This is a genomic window from Rhodoblastus acidophilus, assembly GCF_025961575.1.
Lineage (GTDB): Bacteria > Pseudomonadota > Alphaproteobacteria > Rhizobiales > Beijerinckiaceae > Rhodoblastus > Rhodoblastus acidophilus_C.
Map to the genome: position 1 here is coordinate 25,574 of NZ_JAOQNX010000029.1, position 24,397 is coordinate 49,970.

General features: G+C 64.7%; 20 protein-coding genes and 1 pseudogene. 15 read left to right on the forward strand and 6 right to left on the reverse strand.

The window, feature by feature from the left end:
• Nucleotides 1-167 precede the first annotated feature (167 nt).
• A complete protein-coding gene (locus M2320_RS18250) occupies nt 168-425 on the forward strand; it encodes a hypothetical protein (RefSeq protein WP_184429322.1) in 258 nt (85 codons plus the stop codon).
• A gap of 129 nt (nt 426-554) precedes the next feature.
• On the opposite strand, the gene M2320_RS23260 is transcribed toward M2320_RS18250, so the two are convergent.
• Entirely contained in the window at nt 555-1,211 is a 657-nt protein-coding gene (locus tag M2320_RS23260) for a response regulator transcription factor (protein ID WP_319801450.1), read from the reverse strand.
• Between the two features lie 362 nt (nt 1,212-1,573).
• Here M2320_RS23260 and M2320_RS18265 point away from each other — a divergent pair, with 362 nt between their 5' ends.
• The 5 genes from M2320_RS18265 to M2320_RS18285 all read left to right on the forward strand — a co-directional run bounded on the left by M2320_RS18265 (nt 1,574) and on the right by M2320_RS18285 (nt 8,012).
• Nucleotides 1,574-2,233: a response regulator transcription factor gene (locus M2320_RS18265; RefSeq protein ID WP_264598495.1), complete on the forward strand. Its 660-nt coding sequence runs from the start codon at nt 1,574-1,576 to the stop codon at nt 2,231-2,233.
• 69 nt (nt 2,234-2,302) lie between these two features.
• The gene (gene kaiC, locus M2320_RS18270) at nt 2,303-3,754 is read left to right on the forward strand and encodes a circadian clock protein KaiC (protein ID WP_264598496.1); all 1,452 of its coding nucleotides are present in this window, start codon (nt 2,303-2,305) and stop codon (nt 3,752-3,754) included.
• Nucleotides 3,751-4,047 (forward strand): circadian clock KaiB family protein, encoded by a 297-nt coding sequence (locus M2320_RS18275; RefSeq protein ID WP_264598497.1) that lies wholly within the window; start codon nt 3,751-3,753, stop codon nt 4,045-4,047. Before kaiC ends, M2320_RS18275 begins: the two co-directional genes overlap by 4 nt.
• A 12-nt stretch (nt 4,048-4,059) precedes the next feature.
• Complete coding sequence (locus M2320_RS18280) at nt 4,060-4,356, forward strand: circadian clock KaiB family protein (RefSeq protein WP_264598498.1); 297 nt, start codon at nt 4,060-4,062, stop codon at nt 4,354-4,356.
• Nucleotides 4,353-8,012, forward strand: coding sequence for a PAS domain S-box protein (locus M2320_RS18285; RefSeq protein WP_264598499.1), 3,660 nt, complete (start codon nt 4,353-4,355; stop codon nt 8,010-8,012). The genes M2320_RS18280 and M2320_RS18285 overlap by 4 nt, the downstream gene beginning before the upstream one ends.
• A gap of 143 nt (nt 8,013-8,155) precedes the next feature.
• Here the strand turns inward: M2320_RS18285 and M2320_RS18290 are convergent, their stop codons facing one another.
• The 3 genes and pseudogenes from M2320_RS18290 to M2320_RS18300 form a co-directional block, all read right to left on the reverse strand.
• Nucleotides 8,156-8,647, reverse strand: a complete 492-nt coding sequence (locus M2320_RS18290; RefSeq protein ID WP_264598500.1) for a DUF4405 domain-containing protein — start codon at nt 8,645-8,647, stop codon at nt 8,156-8,158.
• 98 nt (nt 8,648-8,745) lie between these two features.
• A pseudogene (locus M2320_RS18295) lies at nt 8,746-9,512 on the reverse strand (siderophore-interacting protein).
• 2 nt (nt 9,513-9,514) lie between these two features.
• Nucleotides 9,515-10,144: a PadR family transcriptional regulator gene (locus M2320_RS18300; RefSeq protein ID WP_264598501.1), complete on the reverse strand. Its 630-nt coding sequence runs from the start codon at nt 10,142-10,144 to the stop codon at nt 9,515-9,517.
• A 123-nt stretch (nt 10,145-10,267) separates the two neighbouring features.
• On the opposite strand from M2320_RS18300, the gene M2320_RS18305 reads away from it, so the two are divergent.
• The 6 genes from M2320_RS18305 (at nt 10,268) to M2320_RS18330 (ending at nt 18,003) form a co-directional block, all read left to right on the forward strand.
• Nucleotides 10,268-11,149, forward strand: a complete 882-nt coding sequence (locus M2320_RS18305) for an AEC family transporter (protein ID WP_264598502.1) — start codon at nt 10,268-10,270, stop codon at nt 11,147-11,149.
• 132 nt (nt 11,150-11,281) lie between these two features.
• Complete coding sequence (locus M2320_RS18310) at nt 11,282-11,698, forward strand: GlcG/HbpS family heme-binding protein (RefSeq protein WP_264598503.1); 417 nt, start codon at nt 11,282-11,284, stop codon at nt 11,696-11,698.
• 139 nt (nt 11,699-11,837) lie between these two features.
• Nucleotides 11,838-13,328: an FAD-linked oxidase C-terminal domain-containing protein gene (locus tag M2320_RS18315; RefSeq protein WP_264598504.1), complete on the forward strand. Its 1,491-nt coding sequence runs from the start codon at nt 11,838-11,840 to the stop codon at nt 13,326-13,328.
• A gap of 10 nt (nt 13,329-13,338) precedes the next feature.
• Nucleotides 13,339-14,535, forward strand: coding sequence for a glycolate oxidase subunit GlcE (gene glcE, locus M2320_RS18320; protein ID WP_264598505.1), 1,197 nt, complete (start codon nt 13,339-13,341; stop codon nt 14,533-14,535).
• Between the two features lies 1 nt (nt 14,536).
• The gene (gene glcF / locus M2320_RS18325) at nt 14,537-15,832 is read left to right on the forward strand and encodes a glycolate oxidase subunit GlcF (protein WP_264598506.1); all 1,296 of its coding nucleotides are present in this window, start codon (nt 14,537-14,539) and stop codon (nt 15,830-15,832) included.
• A gap of 29 nt (nt 15,833-15,861) precedes the next feature.
• Nucleotides 15,862-18,003, forward strand: a complete 2,142-nt coding sequence (locus M2320_RS18330; protein ID WP_264598507.1) for a malate synthase G — start codon at nt 15,862-15,864, stop codon at nt 18,001-18,003.
• A 590-nt stretch (nt 18,004-18,593) separates the two neighbouring features.
• On the opposite strand, the gene M2320_RS18335 is transcribed toward M2320_RS18330, so the two are convergent.
• Nucleotides 18,594-20,015 (reverse strand): B12-binding domain-containing radical SAM protein, encoded by a 1,422-nt coding sequence (locus M2320_RS18335; RefSeq protein ID WP_264598508.1) that lies wholly within the window; start codon nt 20,013-20,015, stop codon nt 18,594-18,596.
• Nucleotides 20,016-20,086: 71 nt separating this feature from the next.
• On the reverse strand, nt 20,087-20,887 hold the full coding sequence (locus M2320_RS18340) for an alpha/beta fold hydrolase (protein ID WP_264598509.1): 801 nt from the start codon (nt 20,885-20,887) through the stop codon (nt 20,087-20,089).
• Between the two features lie 194 nt (nt 20,888-21,081).
• On the opposite strand from M2320_RS18340, the gene M2320_RS18345 reads away from it, so the two are divergent.
• The 3 genes from M2320_RS18345 to M2320_RS18355 all read left to right on the forward strand — a co-directional run bounded on the left by M2320_RS18345 (nt 21,082) and on the right by M2320_RS18355 (nt 24,336).
• Complete coding sequence (locus tag M2320_RS18345) at nt 21,082-21,426, forward strand: hypothetical protein (RefSeq protein ID WP_264598510.1); 345 nt, start codon at nt 21,082-21,084, stop codon at nt 21,424-21,426.
• A gap of 118 nt (nt 21,427-21,544) precedes the next feature.
• A complete protein-coding gene (locus M2320_RS18350) occupies nt 21,545-22,777 on the forward strand; it encodes an HlyD family secretion protein (RefSeq protein ID WP_264598511.1) in 1,233 nt (410 codons plus the stop codon).
• On the forward strand, nt 22,774-24,336 hold the full coding sequence (locus M2320_RS18355; protein ID WP_264598512.1) for a DHA2 family efflux MFS transporter permease subunit: 1,563 nt from the start codon (nt 22,774-22,776) through the stop codon (nt 24,334-24,336). The genes M2320_RS18350 and M2320_RS18355 overlap by 4 nt, the downstream gene beginning before the upstream one ends.
• The last annotated feature ends 61 nt before the right edge of the window (nt 24,337-24,397 follow it).

A 24,397-nucleotide genomic window follows, 5' to 3' on the forward strand; every position in this document is an offset into this window, starting at 1 on the left:
GCCGCGACGCCGGGGGAGAGAAAGATGCGGCCATCCGACGAACGGGCCGGCAATCGCCTGGGCCCGCCCTCGCTCAAGTTCGGGCCTCCGGGGTTCTGGCGCCCCGCCTGAGGCGGCGCGCCGGCTCGCCCAAAACTGTTCCAAATTCGCTCGCGTATGGATCGCCGATGGCGTGCTATCAGTTCTTTTTGCGTAAACCCGACGGCTCCATCAACCACAGGAGCGCGCAGATCTGCGCCGACCTTTCCGCCGCCTGGGGCGTGATCGGCGACATGGCCCGCGACGCCGGCGAACACGCCTCCGGCAGCATTTTTGTCAAGAATGACCAGGGCGAGGTGGTGATCCTCGTCGGCGTCGCCTCGGCGCGCGTGCTGACCGGGCAGAAGGCGGCCCCGCCCGCGCGGCTGCGGCGCTGGACCGCTTGAAACATCCCGCTCCAGCAAGGCTGTTGAAAAACCCGTGGCCCGCCCCCGCCCTTCGAGACGCCCGCCAAGGCGGGCTCCTCAGGGTGAGGGCTACTTAATTATTGCGTATAAGGAAAACGGCCTTGCCGCCTATCCGTGCGCCGCGGCCAGACGCACGAGTTCGGCGAGGTTGCGCGCGCCGGTCTTGCGCATGATCGAGGCGCGATGCGACTCGACGGTCCGCTCGCTGATTTCGAGCTCCTGGCCGATGATGCGGTTGGACTTGCCGGCGAGAACGCCGTTCAAGACCTCCTGCTCCCGGCGGCTGAGCATGGCGAGATTGGGCGGCGGCGGATCGCCGTGGCTGCGCTCGGCCCGCTTGACGGCGGCGGCCACGGCGTCAATCAACCGCTCGGCCGAAAACGGCTTTTCGATGAAGTCGATCGCGCCTTTCTTCATGGCGTGGACGGCGAGCGCGACGTCGCGGTGGCCGGAAACGACCACCACCGGCAGGCCGGCGCCGCTTTGCTGCAGCCGGGTCAGCACTTCGATGCCGCTCGCGTCGGGCATGCGCAGGTCGGTGACCACGCAGCCCTTGCCGCTTTCGCCGGAGTCGAAGAAGGCGTTCGCGGAACTGTAGCTGCGCGTCCTGAACCCCGCGCCTTCCAGCAGAAGCTCCATGGCGTGGCGGACATCGGCTTCATCGTCGATGATATGCACCGTGGTCTCGCCGGTCGATGGGGCCGCCTCGCTTCCAAGGCGCCAGGCCGGCCGGAACGTCGAGGTTTCCGTCGTGTCCGAAGTCATGTCTTCCAACTCTTTCGTGAAATTGCGGCAAAGGCTGCGACGGTCAAACGCGTGGAGGGGGCAAAAGTTTCGCTCAAGGCGGGCTGCGGCTGTTACGGATGTTTCTTGCGCGACATTGGGGTTCTCTGAAGGTTCAGTTTAGCAAACCTATCTCTAAAGCTTGGCTATAGCGTGTCAATGTTTGTTTTACATATTGATTCGTTGTCTCTCTTGCCTTAATGACGGAACAGATAAGGCAGAATCGAGGCGTCTGAACGCTTTTTCGCGCCAGGTCGATTATTGTCGGACGCCGCTTGGCGCATCGATCAAGATTATAAGCGCGAGGCTTTATTCTGAATGGGATGTGGTGGAGCTGTCGCTATATGATTGTCCATGTGATCGACGACGACGAGGTCATTCGCGAAACGCTCGGGATCCTGCTCCGCGGGGAGGGCTTCGAGCCACAGACATACGCCAGCGCGGCGGAGTTTCTCGCCCGCGTCGACGCCAATACGCAGGGATGTATCGTCACTGACGTGCAATTGCCGGGCGTGAGCGGCATCGATCTCATCGTCAGCTTGCGCCAGCGCGGCGTCACCCTGCCGGTCGTCGTCATCACCGGCCACGCCAATCTGAGCCTCGCCGTCGAGGCGATGAAGAGAGGCGCAGCCGACTTTATCGAAAAGCCCTGCTCGGCGGCCGCGCTGCTCGCCGCCATTCGCGGCGCCTGCGCGCATGTGGAGCAGGCGGCCGAGCCGCCCGATCTCGCCGCGACGCGCGAAAACCTCGCCAAGCTCACCGCGCGCGAAAAGGAAGTCCTCATCAAACTGATCAGCGGCTTGCCCAACAAGCTCATCGCCTATGACATGGGCTTGAGCGTGCGCACCGTCGACAGTCACCGCGCCGCCGTGAAGAAGAAAATGGGTGGCGGCAGCCTCGCCGAACTCGTGCGCAAATGCCTCGCCATCGGTCTGCTCGGCGCCAAGGCGCCGGGCCGAAACGGCGAGGCGACCAATGGGGAAGAGACGCGCCCGCATCATTAGGACATGATCGGGAAAACAAACCCCATCGACTTGAGGTCGGCGCCGATCCGGCCGGAAAGGGTTGCTTCCGTGGACGCTCAGGCGCAGGCGCTCGCCAAAATTCCCTCGCAGGCGCTCGCCAAGACGCCTTCCGGCGTCGAAGGTTTGGACGAAATCACCGGCGGCGGCCTGCCCCAGGGGCGCTGCTGTCTGGTCTGCGGCGGCGCCGGCAGCGGTAAAACCCTGTTCGGGATTACTTTTCTCGCGGAAGGCGCGCTGCGCTACGGGGAAACCGGCGTTTTCATTTGTTTCGAGGAGACCGAGCGCGAACTGTCGGTCAACGCCGCTTCGCTCGGCTACGATCTGGAAAAGCTCAAGGCCGAGAACAAGCTTGCGGTCGACCGCATTCGCGTCGAGCGCAGCGAGATCGCCGAAACCGGCGATTACGATCTCGAGGGCCTGTTCATCCGCATCGGCTACGCCATCAAGACGGTCGGCGCCAAGCGCGTCGTGCTCGACACGATCGAGACCCTGTTTTCCGGCTTTTCCAATACCGCGATTCTGCGCGCGGAATTGCGCCGGCTGTTCGCCTGGCTCAAGGAGCAGGGCGTGACCTCTGTCATCACCGGGGAGCGGGGCGAGGGCGCGCTGACCCGCCACGGCCTCGAGGAATATGTGTCGGATTGCGTCATCCTGCTCGACCATCGCGTCGTCGAACAGGTGGCGACCCGCCGGCTGCGCGTGGTCAAATATCGCGGCGCCGCGCATGGCGCCGACGAATATCCCTTCCTGATCGACGCGAGCGGCATTTCCGTCCTGCCCGTCACCTCGCTCGTACTGGCGCATGAGGCGCCAAACGAACGGACGCCCACCGGCGTCGCGGCGCTGGACGAGATGCTGGGCGGAAAGGGGTTTTGGCGCGGCTCCAGCATTCTGGTTTCGGGCGCGGCGGGGACGGGGAAATCCACGCTTGCCGCGCATTTCGTCGAGGCCGCCTGCGCGCGCGGCGAAAAGGCCATTCTGTTCGCCTTCGAGGAAAGCCCCCGCCAGATCGTGCGCAACATGGCCTCGGTCGGCATCGACCTTCAGCGCTGGATCGACGCCGGCCTGCTGCGGATCGCCTCGACGCGTCCGACCTTTTCAGGCGTCGAAACGCATCTCGCCCGCATGCATCGCGACATCGAGGATTTTGCCCCCGCCGTCGTGGCGATCGATCCGATCTACACGCTCGGCTTCGTCGGCGGCCTCGCCCAGGAGCGCATCATGCTGCTGCGCCTGGTCGACTTCCTCAAGAGCCGCGGAATCACCGCGATGCTCACCGCCGCCGAAGCCGGCGTCTCCGGCGAGATCGACCAGGCCGGCGTCTCCTCGCTGATGGACGCCTGGATTCAGACGCGCGTCACCGAGCAAGACGGCGAACGCCGGCGCAGCCTGTTCATCCTCAAGGCGCGCGGCATCGCCCATTCCAGCGCCGTCCGCGGCTTCGCGCTGACCTCGCAAGGGCTGAAATTGCTCGATGCGCGCGCGGGAGCGGGGACATGAACGACGAGATCGACGCCGAGCGCTGGCGCCTGCGGCTCTATATCGCCGGCGGCTCGCCGCGCTCGCTTGCCGCTTTGGCCAATCTGAAGCGGGTCTGCGAGGACTATCTCCCCGGCCGGTACGAACTCGAGGTGATCGATCTCACGGAAGAGCCGGAGCGGGCGCGCGCCGACCAGATCGTCGCCATCCCGACGCTGGTGCGCCGGCTGCCGCCGCCGATCACCAAGATCATCGGCGATCTTTCCCTCAAGGAGAGGGTTGTTGTGGCGCTGGACATCGAACCCATGGCCTGACAGGAGGTTTTCGTGCAGGCGGCGGAACCGGAAGGCAAGCGCTATGAGTTGCTGCTGTTTGTCAGCGGGGCCTCGCCGCGATCGCTGCGCGCCGTCGCCGCCGTGCGAACGCTGTGCGAGCAGGCTTTGTCCCCCGGGTGCTATGCGCTCGATGTGATTGACGCCTTCCGCGATCCGGATTTCGCCCGGCAATGCCAGATCGTCGCCTTGCCGACCCTGGTGCGGCTGAAGCCGGCGCCCAGGCTGTTGCTGGTCGGCGACATGAGCGCTGCGCGGCCGCTCGCCGTCGGGCTGGGGCTGGGGCCATGAACGAAAAGCGCATCGCCTCGTCCCGTCCAGACGGCGCGCTCCCCGCCACCGCCGCGGAAGCGGTGGAGACGCTGGAGGCGCTGGTGATGGGCGAGGCCGACGCCCTGGTGGTGGAGACGGCGCAGGGGCCGCGCGTCTACACCCTGCGCGACGCCAGCGAACCCTACCGCCAGCTGATCGAGCGCATGTCGCAGGCGGCCGTGATTCTCGGCGACGGGATCGTGCTCTATTGCAACGGCGCGTTGTCGCGGGCGCTGGGCGGCGAGTCCCTGATCGGCGCGCGCCTGGCCGAACGGGTTTCGGGGGAGGACAGGAGGCGGTTCGAAGTCTTCTTGCGCGCCGCCGCAGCGGGGCCGCAAGCCTGCGAGGCGGCGCTGGTCAAGGCCGGTGGCGAGCTGCTGCCGACGTCCATGACCGGGGCGCCGCTGTCCTTCGACGGACTGGAGGGCGTCGCCCTGGTGGTCACGCCGCTCGACGACATCGAATCCTGGCGCGCGGCGCGGGCGGCGCGCGTCGAAAGCGAGCGGCGCCTCACTTTTGCGCTCGACAATTCCCCGGTGGTGATGTTCGAGCAGGATCTGAACCTGCATTATACCCGCATCTTCAATCCCAAGCTCGGCTATCACGTCGAAGACGTGCTCGGGCGCACGGATGCGGACCTGATGGAGCCGGCCTGCGCGGCGCGGCTCGAACAGATCAAGCGCGGCGTCATGGCCTCCGGTCGTCCCGTCCGCGCCGAAGTCCAGACCGCCGCGCCCGGCGGTCCCCTCGAAACCTACGACCTCTATGTGGAGCCGCGCCGTGACGCGGCCGGCGCCATTGTCGGCGTCGCTTGCGTCGCCACCGACATTACCCAGCGCAAACAGGCGGAAGAGGCGCTGCGCGAGAGCGAGGCGCGGTTCCGCGCCCTCACCGAAGCCTCGGCCAGCATCATCTACCGGATGAGCGCGGACTGGCGCGAGATGCGCTACATGAAGGGTGAGGGCGTCTTCGCCCATGCCGAGACCTCGGACGAGTCCTGGCGCGACGCCTTCGTTCCCGCTGACGAACGGCCGCGGGTCAATGCGGCGATCGCCGACGCCATCAGGCGCAAGAGCCTCTACGAGCTGGAGCATCGCGTGCTGCGCGCCGACGGCGGCGTCGGCTGGGTGTTGTCGCGCGCGACGCCGCTGTTCGATGAACGCGGCGAAATCCGGGAATGGTTCGGCGCCGCGACCGACGTCACCGCGCGCAAGGAGGCGGAAGAGGTGTTGCGCGAGAGCGAGGCGCGCAAGGAATTCCTGCTGGCGCTCGCCGACGCCTTCAAGACGCTGGACCATCCCGACGACATCATCGCGCTGGCCGCCCAACAGATCGGCCGCCGGCTGAACGCCGATCAGGTGATCTTCGCCGAAGTCGACGCCTCCGAGACGGTGACGGTCACGCGCGCATGGAACGGCGCCGCCACGCCCGCCGCTGTCTGCGCGCATCGGCTCGCCGATTTCGGCCCGGTGGTCGAGGACCTGCGCTCCGACCGGAGCGTCATCGTCCATGACGTCGCCACCGACCCGCGCCTGGAGGCGAAGACGGTCCAGGCGCATTACCGGGCGCTGGCGATCGGCGCCTTCATCAGCGTTCCCATGGTCAGCAACGCCCGGCTCGCCTGGGTGTTGTGCGTGCATGGCCGCGCGGCGCGGCGCTGGAGCGCGTCCGAGATCGCGCTGGTCGAGGAGGCGGCGGAGCGCGCCTGGGTCTGGACGGAGCGCGCGCGCGCCGAACAGGCGCTGCGGGAGGGCGAGCATCGCATCGCGCAGGCGCAGGCCCGCGCCGGGATCGGCACGTTCTGGTGGGAGCTGAGCAGCGGCCGCACCACGTTCAACCCCACCTATTACGCGATTTACGGCGTTGCCCCGGTTCCGCACAGTTATGAGGAATTTCTCGCGCTCGTTCATCCCGAGGATCGCGGCGTCGTCCACGCCGCGATCCAGGCGGCGATTTCCGGCGGCCGGCTCTACGAGGTGGAGTTCCGCCTGCGCCGCCCGAGCGACGGCGACGAGATCTGGATCTTCACCCGGGGCGAGGCGAGTTTCGACGAGTCCGGGCGGCCGCTGGTGTTGAGCGGCATCGTCCAGGACATCACCGCCCGCAAGCGCGCCGAGCTGGCTTTGCGCGACAGCGAGGAACGTTATCGCATGCTGCATGAAGGCCTGCGCGACGGCTATTGCAGGGTGACGATGGACGGTCTGTTGACCGAGTTCAACGCGGTCTTTGCCGAAATGCTCGGCTATGCCCCGGACGAACTCCGCAAACTCACCTATCTGGACATCACCCCGGCGCGCTGGCGCGTCTATGAGGACGAGATCGTCCGCACCCAGATCATCGGGCGCGGCTTTTCCGAGGTCTATGAAAAGGAATATATCCGCAAGGACGGTTCGGTGTTCCCGGTGGAGCTGCGCACCATTCTGATGCGCGACGCGCGTGGCGAGCCCTGCGCCATGTGGGCGATCGTGCGCGACATTTCGATTCGAAAACAATTCGAGAGCGCGCTGGCCGCCGCCAAGGCCGAAGCCGAGCGCGCCAATCTCGACAAGTCGCGGTTCCTCGCCGCCGCCAGCCACGACCTGCGCCAGCCCGTGCAATCCTTGATGCTGCTGATGCCGCTGGTCGAGCGCCAGGTTCAGCCGACCGCCAGGGCCGCGCAGGTTCTGAGCCTGATGAGCAAGGCGCTCGGCGGCCTCAACGTGCTGCTCACCGCGGTGCTCGACGTGTCGCGGCTCGACGCCGGCGGCATCGAGCCCTCGCCCGAGATCGTCTCGCTGCGCGGTCTGTGCGAGCGCCTGGCGGCGGAATATGCGCCCAAGGCCGAAGCGCTCGGCCTGGAGCTCCGCGTGCGCGCGCGCGACTCTTTCGCGCGCACTGACCCCGCTTTGCTGGAGCGCGTGCTGCGAAACCTGCTCGAGAACGCTTTGCGCTACACGAAAGCGGGCGGCGCGCTGCTGGCCATGCGGCGCCGGGGCGATGCGGTCCGCATCGACGTGATCGACACCGGCGTCGGCATTCCCGCGGACAAGCGGCAGGATATTTTCAAGGAATTCACCCAGCTCGACAATCCCGGCCGCGATCTTTCGCGCGGCCTGGGTCTGGGCCTGGCGATCGTCGCCCGCATCTCGAATCTGCTCGACCTGAATGTCACCCTGGCGTCGCGTCCGGGACGCGGTTCGCGCTTCTCCATCACCCTTCCCGTGGTGGCGCCGGAGGCGCAACAGCCCGCGATCGCCGATGCGGCGGAGCAGCGCAGCGGCGCGGTGCTGGTGATCGAGGACAATCAGATCCTGCGTCTCGCCATCGAGACGATCTTGCGCGAGAGCGGCTATCAAACCTTCGCCGCCGCCAGCGGCGAGGAGGCGATCGATCTTGCGCAGCGGAGGCAAGTGGACGCCATCGTCACCGATTACCGGCTCGGCGCCGGCCTCAATGGCGTGGAGGCGGCGCGCGAGATCGAGCGCCGCCTCGGGCGCGCCACGCCCAAATTGCTGCTCACCGGCGAAATCGGCAATCAGAGGCTGAATGAGACCGACCTCACCGATTTCGAGTTTCTCTACAAGCCGATCAGCGTCGACAAGCTGCAGGCGAAGCTCGCGCGGATGCTGGAGCGCGCCGGTTCGCCCTTAGCCTAGGCGAAGCGGCGACATAACGGAATCTTGCACGTCCCTATGGACGAACCCCTCATCCGGCGCGCTTTTGCGCGCCACCTTCTCCCGCAAGGGGAGAAGGGAGGCGCGCCGGAAAGTCATGATATTCCCCAGCGCGAGGCGTCGGCTCAGTCGCGCTTGAACAGCAGCGCCAAGACCTTGCCCTGCGCCGCGCGGTCGGGGGCGACGCTGGCGAGATTGGCCTCGGGTCCCGACACGGCGAAGCCGGCGCCGTTCAACTGCGCCACCAGCGTCTCGACGGGCCGTCCGGTGAGCGGCGCCACGGCCGACAGCGGCGCCTCGAGCACCGCGTTCATGGCGAGCATCGGCGGCTTGCCGCCGGACTTGCCGCCGAGCGGCGCGAAAGAGGCGACGAGCGCCACGGCGAACAGGGCGATCATGGCGCGGCCGGGGCGGCTCGAGAGGAAATAGCGCTTGAACGCGCCCCAGTTGACGACGGCGTGCAGGGCGACGCCGCCGACAAAAATCCAGCCGAGCCATTCATGGGCGAGCTTGTTGAGGCCGCTGTCGGCATGGAAGAACAACAGCACGCCGGTGACGGCCATCAGGCCGAAACCGCCGATGGTCACGGACGTCGCCCAGTCGCGGGAAATCTTCATCACACACACTCCAGTTTCAATGCGGCGGGTTTAGGCCGGCAAACTGACGGGCCGCTGAACGGGAGGGGCGCGAGTCCCGTTTTTCAGGAGTCCCGTTTTCAGGTTTCCAATTTTTCATGGGCCCCGGCTTGGCCGCGCACCCAATAGCCGGACGCCTTGAGCCAGGCTTTGGGATGGCCCCGGTCTTCGAGCATGTAATCGCGCAGGCGCCGCGCCACCCCGGCCTCGGCGGCGATCCAGACGTAAGCGTCGCCCTGCGGCGTCGCCCAGGCGGCGAGCGCCCGCCGCAACAAAGTGGCGTCGTCGGCATGGGCGCCGCGGCGAAACACCCAGATCGGCGTCCAGTCCGCTTTGGTGTCGAAGGTTTGGACATGCTCGGGCCCGTCCACCACCACCAAAGTGGTGACGGGAACACTTGCGCGGGAGAAAAATTCGAGGCGCCGGCCGATGGCGGGCAAAGCGGTTTCGTCGCCCACCAGCAGATAGGCGTCGAAATCGTCGGCGACCACCAGCGAGCCGCGCGGGCCGCCGATGGCGAGCCTGTCGCCGGGCTGGGCGGCGAGCGCCCAGGCCGTCGCCGGCCCCGCGTCATGAAGCGCGAAGTCGAGGGTCAAAATCTTGCCGCTTCGTCAAAGGCGCGCGGGGTGTAGTCGCGCATCACCTCGCCCGGCCCATGCGGGTCGGGCAGGAACAGTTTGACATGGTCGTCCGGCGCGCGGCTGCGGAAATCCGCGAGATCGGGCGAGGTGAAGGTGAACCGCAGCATGGACGGGGTCAGCTGCGCGCGCGTGGCGACGGTGAGCAGCCGCCGCTTCGGCTCGTAGCGCACCCTTTCGATCGCGTGGCGGGCTGGGCGAAACAGCATGGTCACAGCCGCTCGATTTTGCGCGCGGCCTCGTCGATGATTTCGGCGACGTCGAGCAATTGCGTCTTGTTTCCGGCGTCGAGCGCCTTCTGCTGCAACACGGTTTTGAGGTTGGTCATGGCGCGGAAGATCGGGCCCATGTCCATGGCCTCGCCGCGTTTGCGCAGCATTTCCAGCCGCGCCAGCGCCGCTTCCGCCTCGGCGCGGTTCTTGTCCAGCTCCGCCTTGCCGTCTTCCGTGATGGCATAGAGCTTTTTCGCGCCGCTGGCCTGGGCGGCGACCAGCCCGGTTTCCTCCAGCAGGGTGAGCGTGGGATAGATCACGCCGGCGCTCGGGGCATAGGCGCCGCCGGTGCGGGCTTCGAGCTCGCGGATGATGTCATAGCCGTGGCGCGGCTCCTGCTCGATCAGCAGCAGCATGACGTTTCGCAACTCGCCGCCCTCGAACATTCTTTTGCCGCGGCCGCCGCCGTGGCCATGGCGGCCGCCGCCGGGTCCGCCGCGTCCGAACGGACCGCGTCCGCCGTGAAAGCCGTCGCCGCCGCGCATGGCGTGCAGGAGGCCGAAGCGCTCCATCCAGCCGCCGCGGCCCTCGCCGCCACAATTTTCCCCGTGATGTCTGAACATTCGCATCATGTTTCTCCTATCTGCGATGTCGCTAAGATATATCTTAAACGCGTCGTGTCAATATCCCTCGTTGAGATTTTCAGGCCTTCGAAAAGCTGTTAGGGCTGGCGGCGAAAAAAGAGGTTTGGATTGCCGCCCCTTCTCGATCTCGTTCAGGTCAGCGCGCCGGTGTTCATCGTCACGGCGGTCGGCTATCTGTGGCGGCGGCGCGCGCTGCCGTTCAGCCAGAGTTTTGTCACCCAGTTCGTGTCGCTGGTCGGCGCGCCGGCTCTGGTGTTCGTCACGCTGCTCAACAGCCATTTCGCCTTGCCCGATATCGCGCGCATGGGCGGGGCGACGCTGCTGTGCCTGCTGCTGTTCACGGCTTTCGCCGTGTCCGCGCTGAAAATTTTGGGCTATGAGCAGCGGGTCTATCTGCCCTCGCTGATCTTTCCCAATATCGGCAATATGGGCCTGCCGATCTGCCTCTACGCCTTCGGCGAACGCGGGCTGGCGCTGGCGATGATCTATTTCGCCATCACCTCGATCGGCCAGTTCACTTTTGGACCGGCCATCGCGCGCGGACATATCACGCTCGGCTCGGTTTTTCGCGCGCCTTTTCTGTACGCGGCGGTGGCGGCGGTCGCCTGCTCGCAGGCGGAAGTTCCCTTTCCCGACTGGATTTTGAAAACCCTGAAACTGCTCGGCGACGTCACCATTCCGCTGATGCTGCTGGGTCTCGGTTGCGCCTTGGCTGAATTCGGCGCCCGCGCCTGGCCGCGCCAGACGGCGTTTTCGCTGGCGCGCATTGGCCTGGGCTTTTGCGGCGGCCTCGCTGTGGCGGCTCTGTTCGGTTTTTCCGGCGCGGAGCGCGGCGTGCTGATTATCGAAAGCGCCATGCCGGTGGCTGTGTTCAATTATTTCTTCGCGCGCGAATATGGCGCCCATGAAGAGGAGGTGGCCGGAATGGTCTTGATTTCGACCGTGCTGAGCTATGTTCTGTTGCCGGGAATCTTGATGATTGCGCTTTGAGACCTGAAAGTGGTCCTGAGGAGCTGTCCACGAGCGCGCGCGATCGACCGCGCTTGGCCCGCCCTCGTGCTTCGAGACGGCCCTTCGGGCCTCCTCAGCATGAGGGCTAATGAATTGAAGGAGGAAACAAAGATGCTGACCCTCGATGTCGCGCAAAGGATCGTCGCCGCCGCGCTCGGGTTCGCCCGCGAAAAAAATTTCAAGCCCATGGCCTTTGTCGTGCTGGACGCGCGCGGCGCCTTGCGCGCGGCGGCAAGCGAGGACGGGACCAGCATCGCCCGCTGGAAGGTCGCCTATGGCAAGGCCCACGGCGCCGTCAGCATGGGGGTTTCCTCGCGCGCGCTCAACGCCATGGCGCTCGAACGGCCTTATTTTGTTGGCGCGCTGCCCTCCATCCTGCCCGAAGGGGTCATTCCGGTTCCTGGCGGCGTGCTGATCAAGGACGCAACCGGCGCGGTGATCGGCGCGGCCGGCGCCTCCGGCGACACCTCGGACAATGACGAGGCTGCTTTGTTCGCCGCGCTCGAGGCCGTCGGCTTGAGCGCCTGACTTCGGTCCACGGAAATCATCTGAAACGACCAAGCTCAGGCGGAACAAATCCCCCCGCAAGACGCTTATCGTAACCGGAAAATCGGTTATGATGCCGCAAACAGCCGCGACAACAAAACAGCGGCGGCGGGGGGAATACATGCTGGTGATGCCCGAACCAGACCGGGTGGTGCTCGACCGTCGCGCGGAAATCGTCGCGGCGCTTCAAGAAATTGTGCCCGGCGAAGGCGTGATCGACACGGAGCGCGAGCGCCGCGCCTATGAATGCGACGCGCTCACCGCCTACCGGCAGACGCCCATGGTCGTGGTCTTGCCGGAGGACACGCGCCAGGTCGTCGCCGTGCTGCGCTATTGCAAGGAGAACGGAATCAAAGTTGTTCCGCGCGGGGCGGGGACGTCGCTGTCCGGCGGCGCGCTGCCACTTGAGGACGGCGTGCTGCTGGGCATGGGCAAGTTCAAGCGCATCCTCGACATCGACGCGCCAAACCGCTGTGTCGTGGCGCAGCCCGGCGTCACCAATCTGGCGATTTCGCACGCCGTGCAGGGGCAGGGGCTTTATTATGCGCCGGACCCGTCGAGCCAGATCGCCTGCACCATCGGCGGCAATGTCGCCGAAAATTCCGGCGGCGTGCATTGCCTGAAATACGGGCTCACCACCAACAATGTCATCGGCGTCGAATTCGTCACCATGGACGGCGAGGTGATCCGCCTCGGAGGCAAGTTTTTCGATGCCGGCGGCTATGATTTGCTTGGGGTTTTGGTGGGCTCCGAAGGGCTTTTGGGGGTGGTCACCGAAGTTACCGTGCGCGTGCTGCCGACCCCGCCCGGCGCCCGCGCGCTGCTGATCGGCTTTCCCTCCGTCCAGGGCGCCGGCGATTGCGTCGCCGCCGTGATTGGCGCTGGGATCATTCCCGGCGGCATGGAGATCATGGACAGGCTCGCCATCGAGGCGGCGGAAGCTTTTGTCCATGCCGGCTATCCGCTCGACGCCGAAGCGCTGCTTATTGTCGAACTCGACGGTTGCGGCGCCGAGGTCGACCATCTCATCGCGGCGGTGGAAAAGATCGCCGCCGCGCATGGCGCGACCACGGTGCGCGCCAGCCAGAGCGAGGAGGAGCGGCTGCTGTTCTGGGCGGGGCGCAAGGCGGCCTTTCCCGCCGTGGGCCGCATCTCGCCCGACTATCTGTGCATGGACGGCACCATTCCGCGCAAGGAAATCGGCGCGGTGCTGCTGCGCATGAAACAGTTGGAGGCAAAGTACGGGTTGCGCGTCGCCAATGTTTTTCATGCCGGCGACGGCAATCTGCATCCGCTGATCCTTTATGACGCCAACAAGCCGGGCGAGCTTTTGCGCGCGGAAGAGTTTGGTCGAGACATTCTGCTTCTGTGCGTGGAGGTCGGCGGTGTGCTCACCGGTGAGCATGGCGTGGGCGTGGAAAAGCGCGACTTGATGAACGCCATGTTCGACGCGGTCGATCTGGAGCAGCAGCAGCGGCTGAAATGCGCGTTTGACGAGCAGAGCCTGCTCAATCCCGGCAAAGTGTTTCCGCAATTGTGTCGTTGCGCCGAACTCGGCCGCATGCATGTGCGTGGCGGAAAACTGCCGTTCCCCGATCTCCCGCGCTTTTGAGGGTGAGCCGATGACTTTTCGTCCATCGAGCGCCCGGGAGGTCGCGGAGATTGTTGCGGCGGGAGCCGCCGACAAACGCGCGCTCGAAATTGTTGCCGGCGGCAGCAAGCGCGGTTTTGGCCGGCCGGTGCGCGCCGACGCGACGCTCGACCTGTCGCAACTCGCCGGGATTGTGAATTACGAGGCGCCGGAGCTGGTGTTGACCGCGCGGCCTTCGACGCCGCTGGCCGAGCTTGAAGACGTGTTGCGCGAGAAGGGGCAGATGCTCGCTTTTGCGCCGCCGAAATGGCGCGAGCTGCTTGGGAGCCATGGGACGCCGACCGGTGTTCCGACTCTTGGCGGCGCGCTGGCTTGCAATCTTTCGGGGCCGCGCCGCGTGCGCGCCGGCGCCGCGCGCGATTTCATTCTCGGTTTTTCCGCCGTTAACGGGCGCGGCGAGATTTTCAAGGCCGGCGGCAAGGTGGTGAAAAACGTCACCGGTTTTGATCTGAGCAAACTGATGGTCGGTTCGTTCGGCACTCTGGCGATTCTGACTGAAGTCACTTTAAAGGTGATGCCGCGCCCCGAGACCGAATGCACATTGCTGCTGCACGGCCTCAGCGACGCCAAGGCGGTGGACGTGATGGCGCGCGCGCTCAACACGCCGCACGACGTTTTTGGCGCCGCGCATTTGCCGGAGGCCGCCGCGCGCCGCTCTCGTGTTGGCGATGGTCCGGTGACGGCGCTGAGGCTCGAGGGGCCGGCGCCATCGGTCGCGTTTCGCGTCGGCGAGATTGAAAAATTGTTCGGCGCCGGCGACCGGCTCGATGCGGAAGCTTCAGCGCGTTTTTGGGACGAGGTCGCGGAGGTGCGCGCCTTGCTGCCGGAGGGCGTGGTTTGGCGTCTGTGTCCGACGCCGAGTTTTTCGCCGCGCCTTGTCGAAACCATCCAGCAAATCCTTCCTGGCGCTGAGGCGTTTTATGATTGGGGCGGCGGCCTCGTCTGGCTGAGTCTTCCCGAAGCGGGCGCGGACGCCGGCGCCGGCTTTGTCCGCGCCGCCCTGCAGGACGGCCACGCCACGCTGATGGTTGCGCCGGAATTTTTGCGCGAAACTGTGGACGTGTTCCAGCCCGTTCCGCGCGCGCTCGCCGCGCTGGAGGCGCGGGTGAAACAAAACTTCGATCCGCTTGGACTGTTCAACCCGGGGCGCATGCGAAAGGGCGTGTGACATGCAGACCAGCTTTTCGTTGACGCAACTCGCCGACCCCGGCATCGCCACGGCGGATCAGATCCTGCGCGCCTGCGTCCATTGCGGCTTTTGCACCGCGACCTGTCCGACCTATGTCCTGCTCGGCGACGAGCTGGATAGTCCGCGCGGGCGCATCTATCTCATCAAGGACATGCTGGAGAACGACCGCCCCGCCGACAAGCAGGTGGTCAAGCACATCGACCGTTGCCTGTCGTGCCTGTCGTGCATGACGACCTGCCCGTCGGGCGTCAACTACATGCATCTGGTCGATCACGCCCGTCATCATATTGAGAAGACATATCAGCGCCCCTGGTTTGACCGGCTGTTTCGCTGGATGCTTGGGCTCACGCTGCCGCGCCCTGCGTTGTTTCGTTTGGCGCTCAGGGGCGCCGCGATTGGGAAAAAATTCCCGCGTCTCGTGCCGGGAAAGTTGAGCCACGTTCTTGCGATGGCGCCGCAGCCGAGTTCCGATTTTTCCAGCGACCGCCCCGGCGTGATCACGCCGCCTGTGCCAAAAATTCGGCGCGTGGCGCTGCTCACCGGCTGCGCGCAAAAAGTGCTGTCGCCGGAGATCAACGCCGCCACGCTGCGGCTGCTGACGCGGCATGGCTGCGAGGTCGTTATCCCGGAAAGCGCGGGCTGCTGCGGCGCGCTCAACCATCATCTCGGTCAGGACGCCGGCTATTCCTTTGCACGGAAAAACATCCTGGCTTGGAGCCGCGAGATTGAGGGCGCCGGGCTCGACGCGATCATCATCAACGCCTCGGGGTGCGGCACGACGGTGAAGGATTACGGTTTTATGTTCCGCGACGACCCCGAGCTGCGCGACAAGGCGAATGCGGTGTCGGCGCTCGCGCGCGACATTACCGAATTCGTCGCCGAGATCGGCCTGAAAAATGTCACGCCGAGCGGAACGCGGGTCGCCTATCACAGCGCCTGTTCGCTGCAACACGGGCAGAGAATCACGCGCCTGCCGAGGGATTTGCTGAAGCAATCCGGGTTTGTCGTGCTCGATCCGGCGGAGGGCCATCTCTGCTGCGGCTCGGCCGGAACTTATAATTTGTTGCAGCCGGAGATCGCCGAAAAACTGCGGGACCGAAAGGCGAGAAACCTTGAGGTTTTGGCGCCGGATGTGATCGCCGCCGGCAATATCGGCTGCATCACCCAGATCGCCTCCGGGACAAAACTTCCGGTCGTGCACACGGTCGAACTGCTGGATTGGGCGACGGGCGGCCCGAGGCCGGCCGCTCTGGTCGAGCCGGCGCAGGCTTGCTAAACGACATTTTCGCAATGAGCGGGGAAAACATGACAGAGGTTTTGGTCGCGCCGGTCTTCAAACGTTTTGTCGAAGACGAAGTGTTGTTGGGAACCGGCCTCTCGCCCCAAGAATTTTGGAGCGCGTTCGAAGAACTGCTCACCCGCTTCGCGCCCGAAAATCGCCGCTTGCTCGAAAAACGCGACGCGCTCCAGGCGCAGATCGACCAATGGCATGCGCAGCGGCGCGGCAAGGATTTGGATGCCGCCGCCTACAAGGCGTTTTTGCACGAGATCGGCTATCTCGTGCCGGAAGGCCCGGCTTTCCAGGTCGGGACCGCCAACGTCGATCCCGAAATTTCTGGCGTCGCGGGGCCGCAATTGGTCGTGCCCATCAGCAACGCGCGCTATGCGTTGAACGCGGCCAATGCGCGCTGGGGCAGCCTTTATGACGCGCTCTACGGCACCGATGCGATCAGCCCGCTCGACCCGAACGCCAAAGGCTACGACCCGGCGCGCGGCGCGGCCGTGGTGCATTGGGCGCGCGACTTTTTGGACGTGATCGCGCCGCTGCAAGGCGACGCCTGGAAAGACGCGCGCGGTTTTGCTGTCGAAAACGGTTTTTTGCGCGTCAATGTGAGGGATGGCGTGACCACGCTTGCCGACGCCAACCGTTTCGCCGGTTATGTCGGCGATCCGCAAAATCCGTCGCGCATTCTTTTGGTGCATAACGGCCTGCATGCGGAAATCGTCATCGACCGCAGCACTTTGGTCGGCCGCGACGATCCCGCTGGGATTAGCGATGTCATTCTCGAAGCGGCGCTCACCACCATCCAGGATTGCGAGGATTCCGTCGCCGCCGTCGATCCCGACGACAAGGTTTTGGTTTATCGCAACTGGCTCGGCCTGATGAAGGGCGAGCTGTCTGCGACCTTTGAAAAACGCGGCGGGACTGAGACGCGCACCTTGCATCCCGACCGCGAATATTTTGCGCCTGACGGCCAGAAATTTACGCTGCCGGGGCGCGCGCTGCTGTTGATCCGCAATGTCGGTCATTTGATGACCACAGACCTCGCGACCCTCGACGGCCACGAGGCGCCCGAGGGATTGATCGATGCGCTGGTGACTTCGACCATTGCGCTGCACGACCTTCGCGGGACTGGCGCATTGCGCAACAGTCGCGCCGGCTCGATTTATATCGTCAAGCCGAAGATGCATGGGCCGGAGGAGGTGGCGTTCGCGAACAGCGTGTTCGCCTTTGTCGAGGAAAAGCTCGGGCTCGCGGCCAACACGATCAAAATGGGCATTATGGACGAGGAGCGCCGCACCTCGACCAATCTCAAAGAGGCCATTCGCGCCGCGAAGGATCGCGTCTTCTTCATCAACACCGGTTTTCTCGATCGCACCGGCGACGAGATGCACACCTCCATGGTCGCCGGCCCCTTCATTCGCAAGAACGACATGAAGGGAACGAAGTGGATCGCGGCTTACGAGAACAACAATGTTGACGTCGGTTTGCGCGCCGGTTTTCGCGGCAAGGCGCAGGTCGGAAAAGGCATGTGGGCCATGCCCGACCTGATGGCCGACATGCTGAAAACCAAGATCGGCCATCCCAATGCCGGCGCCAACACCGCCTGGGTGCCGTCGCCCACGGCGGCCACCCTGCACGCCACGCATTATCACCGCGTCAATGTCGCCGCACGCCAGGAAGAAATTTCGGCGAGAGAACCGGCGAAGCTGGACGACCTGCTCACCATTCCGCTCGCCGACCGGCCCAACTGGTCGGGCGAGGAAATTCAGCAGGAGTTGGACAATAATGCCCAGGGGATTCTGGGCTATGTCGTGCGCTGGATCGACCAGGGGGTGGGCTGTTCGAAGGTGCCGGACATTCATGATGTCGGCCTGATGGAGGACCGCGCGACCCTGCGCATTTCCTCGCAACATATGGCCAACTGGCTGATGCATGGGGTGTGCGACAGCGATCAGGTTCTGGCGACGTTTCAGCGCATGGCCAAGGTGGTGGACGAGCAGAACAAGGGCGATCCGAATTATCGGCCGATGGCGCCGGATTTTGGCGCCTCCGTCGCGTTTCAAACCGCCTGCGCTCTGGTGCTTGAGGGAGCGAAACAGCCCAACGGCTATACCGAACCGCTGCTGCACGCGGGACGGCGGCGGTTGAAGGCGATGGGGTAAGAGCGGCCATTTGTCGGCAAGCGTGCTGGCTTTGTTTTGGCGCCGTCCTTGGGGGGCTTGAGAGCGGATTTTCCGGAAATTTCGACCTTGGGTTGAAATCTATCCGCGCAAAATCCGCTCAAAACGCGCGAAAATGCGAAAAAACATGCGATTTTTTGCAGAAAACGCGCGAATTTCGTGGGGACAACCTTTTGGTTGTGCTTGGCGTCGGTGGGGAGGCGTTTGAGGCTGCCTGAAAAAATTCATTTTAAAACAGTTACATAGCTGTGATTCCCTGCGTTTCACGTGAAACAAAAAGTGAACATTATTTTGCCTGATTTCAAGTTTTTGCGTTTTGGGCCATTTTCACTTTTCACAAAATGGCTTTTTGGGCATTCGCGAGGGTCAGGCGACGCTTGCTTGATCCCTGGATTGCTTCGCTTCGCTCGCAATGACGGCAGGGCGTTGGGCTTGGCGCTCGTCACTGCTCGTCACCTGGTCCCGCGGGTCGGCGTGGATGGTCGGGACAAGCTCGGTCCTGACGCATCCGTCGACCGCCCTCGTGCTTCGAGACGCGGCCTTCGGCCGCTCCTCAGCATGAGGGCTACGGGTTACTCCGCCGACTGGCGCAGCGGCTCGGGCAAACCCTCCAGCACGGCGTCGCGCCATTCGCGCTTCAGCGGCAGGATCGGTGGATTCGGCGCGCATTCGGGTTCCGGCGTCATCGGCGCCGGGTCCAGGTTTTCGGCGCGGGCCGCCTTGCGCATGAACAGATTGTAGACAAGCCATTGCGCGCGGCTGCGCTTGCCCGTGAACGGAAACCGGCGCGCAATCGAATTCGCGGAATAGAATTGCTTGTAGGACTCGTCGACCCCGGCGCGCAATTGGTCCGGCCGCATCTGCGCCGGCGAAAACACCACATGGCCCTGGTCGTACATGGTCCAGTCGTAGGAAAAAATCCGGTTCGCCTTTCTCATCTCGTACCAGGTGAGCGTGCCGGGGTAGGGGGTCAGCGCCGAAAATGCGCAGGCGTCGAAACCGGCGCCGATGTTAAAACCGGTCGTCGCGCCGAACACCTGGGGATCGTCGCCGTCGAAGCCGAACATGAACAGGCCGAACACCGAAATGCCGTAGCTCTGGATTTTCTTGACCAGCGCCGCGAAATGGTCGGGCTGGTTGACGAGCTTGTGCACGCTTTTCAGCGTGTCGCGCGAGATCGACTCAAAGCCGATGCTGAGCATGGTGCAGCCGCTTTCCGCCGCCAGCTCCAGCATGCGCTCATCCTCGGCGAGTTTCGAGGTGACGCCGGCCTGCCATTTGATCCCGCGCCCGCGCAAGGCGCGCATCACTTCCTTGGGGCGTTCCGGCGTGCCGAAGAAATCGGCGTCGTTGATGGAAATGTTTTTGGAGCCGCAGGCCTCGATTTCGGCGATCACCTCGTTCACGGGCCGGTAGCGGAATTTCAGCCCATTCATCAGCGGTTCCGCGCAGAACGTGCAGCCGGTGTGGCAGCCGCGCGAGGTCTGCACAAAGGTCTTGTTCACATAGCGATGTTTTTTGAGGAGGTCGTAGCGCGGCATGGCCATGCCGACCATGGAATGCAGTTTTTGTGCGCGATAGAGGCCGCGCAGGCGTCCGGCGCGCAAATCGTCGAGCAGCCGGTCCATCACCAGCTCCGCCTCGCCCACCACCACGGCGTCGCAGTGTTGAAGCGCCTCCTGCGCCATGAAACTCGGATGAACGCCGCCCATCACTACCGGCACGCCCTTGGCGCGGAAGGCGTCGGCGATTTCGTAGCCGCGGTTGACGTAGGAGGTCATGGCGGAAATCCCAACCATGTCCGCCTTCAGATCAAAATCCACGGTCTCGATGTTTTCGTCGGTGAGCACGACTTCATATTGGTCGCGCGGGATGCAGGCGGCGACGGCAAGTAGGCCGGCGAGCGGCGAATAAAGCGCCCGGTTGAAATAGATCGGCCGCGTCGTCAGCGAGTCGGTTTTCGGATTGATGAGATGAATGACGCGCGTGGGCATGCCGGGCCTCGCAATGCAGGAAACGGCTGAACCGCGCGCGACGAGGGCGGTTCCAAACGCGACCTGAAAAACTAGAGCACGCGCGCCAGCACCGCCGCGACTTTTTCGGGCGCCGTGACATGGGGGAGGTGGCCTGCGCTGTCGATCACCACCAGTTCGGCTTGCGGCCAGCGCGCCGCCAAAAATTCGCCGATGGCCACGGGCACGACCGGATCGGCGCTCGGCTGGATGATGGTGGTCGGGGTCGTATAGCTGTCAAGCTCGGGGCGCAGGTCCATCGAAAACAGGAGTTGGGCCATGGTCAGGGCGATATCCGGACGCAACGCCCGCAATTCCTCGCGAAAATCGTCGATGGCGGCGGAATGCGAGGGACCGACGGCGATCGGCGCGAAGGCGGCGGTCCAGGCGAGATAGTCGTCGCTGATCGACTCGAACAGCGCGTCGATTTCTTCTTGTGTAAAGCCGGCGTCGTAGTTGGCGTCGCGAATGAAACAGGGCGCTGGGGCGATCATCACGACGTGTCTGAACAGCTCCGGCTCGCGCTTGGCGGCGAGCATGCCGATCATCGAACTCATGGAATGGCCGATCAGCGCGCACGGTCCCTTCGCGCCGATCCGCACCACGGCGAGCAGGTCCTCGACATAGCCGTCGAGCGTGGAATAGCGGGCCGTGTCATAATGCTTGGCGTCCACCGCCCAGTCGAAACGCACGACGCGATGGCGGGCTTCGAGCAGCGGCAGCAGCGGCGCCCAGCAATCCTGCCTGGTGCCAAAACCATTGCCGAGCACGATCGCGCTGGGGCCGGCGCCGGTGACGGTCAAAGCATGCTTTTCGCTAAAACCGCGACTTTTTTGTAAGAACAGCGAGGGCATGGCAATCCACAAATTCAGATGAACGCATAAGATTCGCAACGTGGTGAAAAGTTCCACGCACACCTTTTTTTGATCACATTTACCTTTTATTCACCACGCGCCAGCAGCAGCCCCCGTTTTGCCGAAGCTCCCGCCTGGCGCCGGACTCCCCTTTCTCTCTGCCCTGTCTCTCAGCGCCAAAGGCTCCCTGCCGCATGAAGTCTGTCTCCTTCGCTCTCGCCGTCCTCTTGTCCTCGCCCGCCCTCGCCGGCGGCGCCTATGACGGCAAATGGGCCGTCCAGCTCGTCACGGAAAAGGGCGATTGCGACCGTTCGCTGTCCTGGGATGTCGGCGTCGCCGCCGACCGGATCGCGGATGGCGGCATGTTCGTGCAGACCTCGGGGGCGGTGGACCCGCAAGGTCGCGTCAGACTCACGGTTACGCAGGGCGTCCATCGCGTCTCCGCGAGCGGCAAGCTGACGGGCGCGGCAGGGTCCGGCGCCTGGACCTCGCCGACGCGCGCCTGTTCCGGCCATTGGCGCGCCAGCAAACGCGCCTAGGCTTTAAAGCGCTCAAGTTGAACTGGACGTGCGCGCCGCGCGGCCCCATCTCACGACCACCAAACGATGATTCGTGAGAATTGCCGCGCAGGCCGCGCGTCGAGAATGGGAATGCCTTATGCTCAAGGACCAGGATTTCGCCGAGGACAAAGGCGCAGGTTTGCAAGCGCCGGGTCCGAACGCCTTGACGGAAAAAGCTGAAGCGCCCGGCCCGTCGCTCGCCCCTGCGGCGCCAGCCTCCCCGCCGCCGAAGGGCGAAAAACCCCAGGACACGCGCGGCCTGATCCGCCGGCGCCCGATCCTCTCCGCTCTGGCCGGATTGGCGCTCGCCGCCGCCTTCGGGGCGGGCGGGCTCTGGTGGGACCAATCCGCGCATTTCGAATCGACGGACGACGCCTTCATCGCCTCGCGCGCCATTCCGCTGGCGCCCAAGGTCGGGGGCTATGTCGCCGAAGTTCCCGTCACCGACAATCAGAAGGTGGCCAAAGGCGCGTTGATCGCGCGCATCGACGACCGCGATTATCGCGCCGCCCTCGACCAGGCCAAGGCGCAAGTGGGGGTGGCCCAGGCCAATATCGGCAATATCGACGCCCAGATCGACGTGCAGCAGGCGCAAATCGCCGCCAGCGTGGCGCAGGTGGAGCAGGCGCAGGCCGCGCTCGCCTTCGCGCAGCAGCAGTCGAAGCGCTATGCCGAGCTCGCCAAGCGCGGCGCCGGCACCGTGCAGAACGAGCAGCAATATGTCTCGCAATCCGCGCAGAGCGAGGCGGCGGTGAAGACCGCGCAGGCCGGCGTCGAGGTCGCGCGCCGCCAGGTGGATGCGCTCAAGGCGCAGCGCCAGAGCGCCCAGGCCAGTCTCGCGCAGGCCCAGGCGCAAGAGGATCAGGCGCGGCTCAATCTCGATTACACCCGCGTCACCGCCGCCGAACCGGGGCGCATTGTCAATCTCACCGCGCTTCCCGGCGAATTCGCCGCCGCCGGAACCAATCTCACCATGTTCGTGCCCGATGAAATCTGGGTCACCGCCAATTTCAAGGAAAACCAGCTCGATTCCATGCGTCCCGGCCAAAAGGTCATGCTCAGCGTCGACGCCTATCCGGACCGGGAATTCACCGGCCATGTCGCCAGCATCCAGCCGGGTTCCGGCACGGCCTTTTCGCTGCTGCCGGCGCAGAACGCCACCGGCAATTACGTGAAGATCGTGCAGCGCGTGCCGGTGAAGATCGTGCTGGACGATCCGCCCGAAGACATCGTGCTCGGCCCCGGCATGTCGGTCGTGCCCAGCGTGCGCGTCGATCCCGCGCCCTCGCTTTACGAGCGCTTGCGCGGAAGGGGACCGCATTCGTCATGAGCGAGCGCGCCAATGCGCCGGTGCTCGCGGAAGGGGTGAATCCGTGGCTGATCGCCATTGTCGTGGCGCTCGCGGCCTTCATGGAAGTGCTCGACACCACCATCGCCAATGTCGCCTTGCGCTATATCGCCGGCAGCCTCGGCGTCAGCGCCGATGAATCCTCCTGGGTGGTCACCACTTATCTCGTCTCCAACGCCATCATCGTCACCGCCACCAGCTTTTTCGCGCAGAGATTCGGCCGCAAGAGCTTTTTTCTGTTCTGCCTCGGCCTGTTCACGGTCAGCTCGGTGCTGTGCGGCTTCGCCTGGAATCTGCAATCTTTGTTGCTGTTCCGGCTGATGCAGGGGTTTGCCGGCGGCGGCATGGTGCCCGTCGCGCAATCCATCCTCGCCGACAGCTTTCCGCCGCAAAAGCGCGGCCAAGCCTTCGCCTTGTTCGGCGTCGCAGTCGTCGTGGCGCCGGTGGTCGGGCCGACGCTTGGCGGCTGGCTCTCCGACAATCTGTCCTGGCACTGGTGCTTTCTCATCAACGGACCCGTCGGTTTGCTGTCCATGGGGCTGATCTACGCGCTGATCCGCGAGACGCCGCCGGTGACAAAAATCCGTTTCGATTGGGTCGGCTTCGTGCTGGTCGCCTGTTTCCTGGGCTCGCTCGAAGTCATCCTCGATCGCGGCCAGATCGAGGACTGGTTCGCCTCGCGTTTCATCGTGACCTTCACGGCGCTCTCGGCGCTCGCCTTCATCGCGCTGATCCCTTGGGAGCTCAAGCAGAAAGACCCGCTGATCGACCTGCGCATGCTGGCGAGCCGCCAATTCGGCTCCTGTTTCGTGGTCATGATGGCGACCGGCGCCATCCTGCTGGCGACGACGCAGTTCATGCCGCAAATGGTGCAGGAGGATTTCGGCTATACCGCCACCTGGGCCGGCCTCGCTCTGTCGCCGGGCGGCGTGGTCGCCATGGGCATGATGTTCATGGTCGGGCAATTGTCGCGGCGCGTTCAACCCAAATATCTGATCGCGACGGGGGCGGCGGTTTGCGCCTTGTCGATGTACGGGCTGTCGGGCCTGACCGGCGATGTGGATTTCTGGTTCTTCGCCGATTGGCGCATGGTGATCAGCATCGGCCTGCCGCTCATTTTCATCCCGATCACCGCCGCCTCCTATGACGGCGTGCCCGCGGGCAAGACCGACATGGCCTCGGCTTTGCTCAATGCGGCGCGCAACACCGGCGGCTCCATCGGCGTGTCGCTGGCGTCGAACGTGCTGGCGCATCGCCAGCAATTTCATCTCAGCCGGCTGTCGGAACAGACCATTCCCTCCGACATCGGCTATCAGCAGACGGTGCAGGAGGCGACGCATTATTTCGCCACCCATGCCGGCGCGGCGGACGCGAAGGCGCGCGCCTTCGCCTATATCGCCGACCAGGCGCAACAGCAGGCGTCGCTGCTCGCCTATATCGATGTGTTCTGGACGCTGATGCTGATCTCGCTCTCCGCCATTCCGCTCGCCCTGCTGCTGCGAAAGGTGAAGCTCGGCGCCGCTGCTCCGGCCGGGCATTGACCGGCGCAAGAAGATTTGAACGACGTAGCCGCGGGTCTGCGGAGCAAAAAAGAAAATTTTC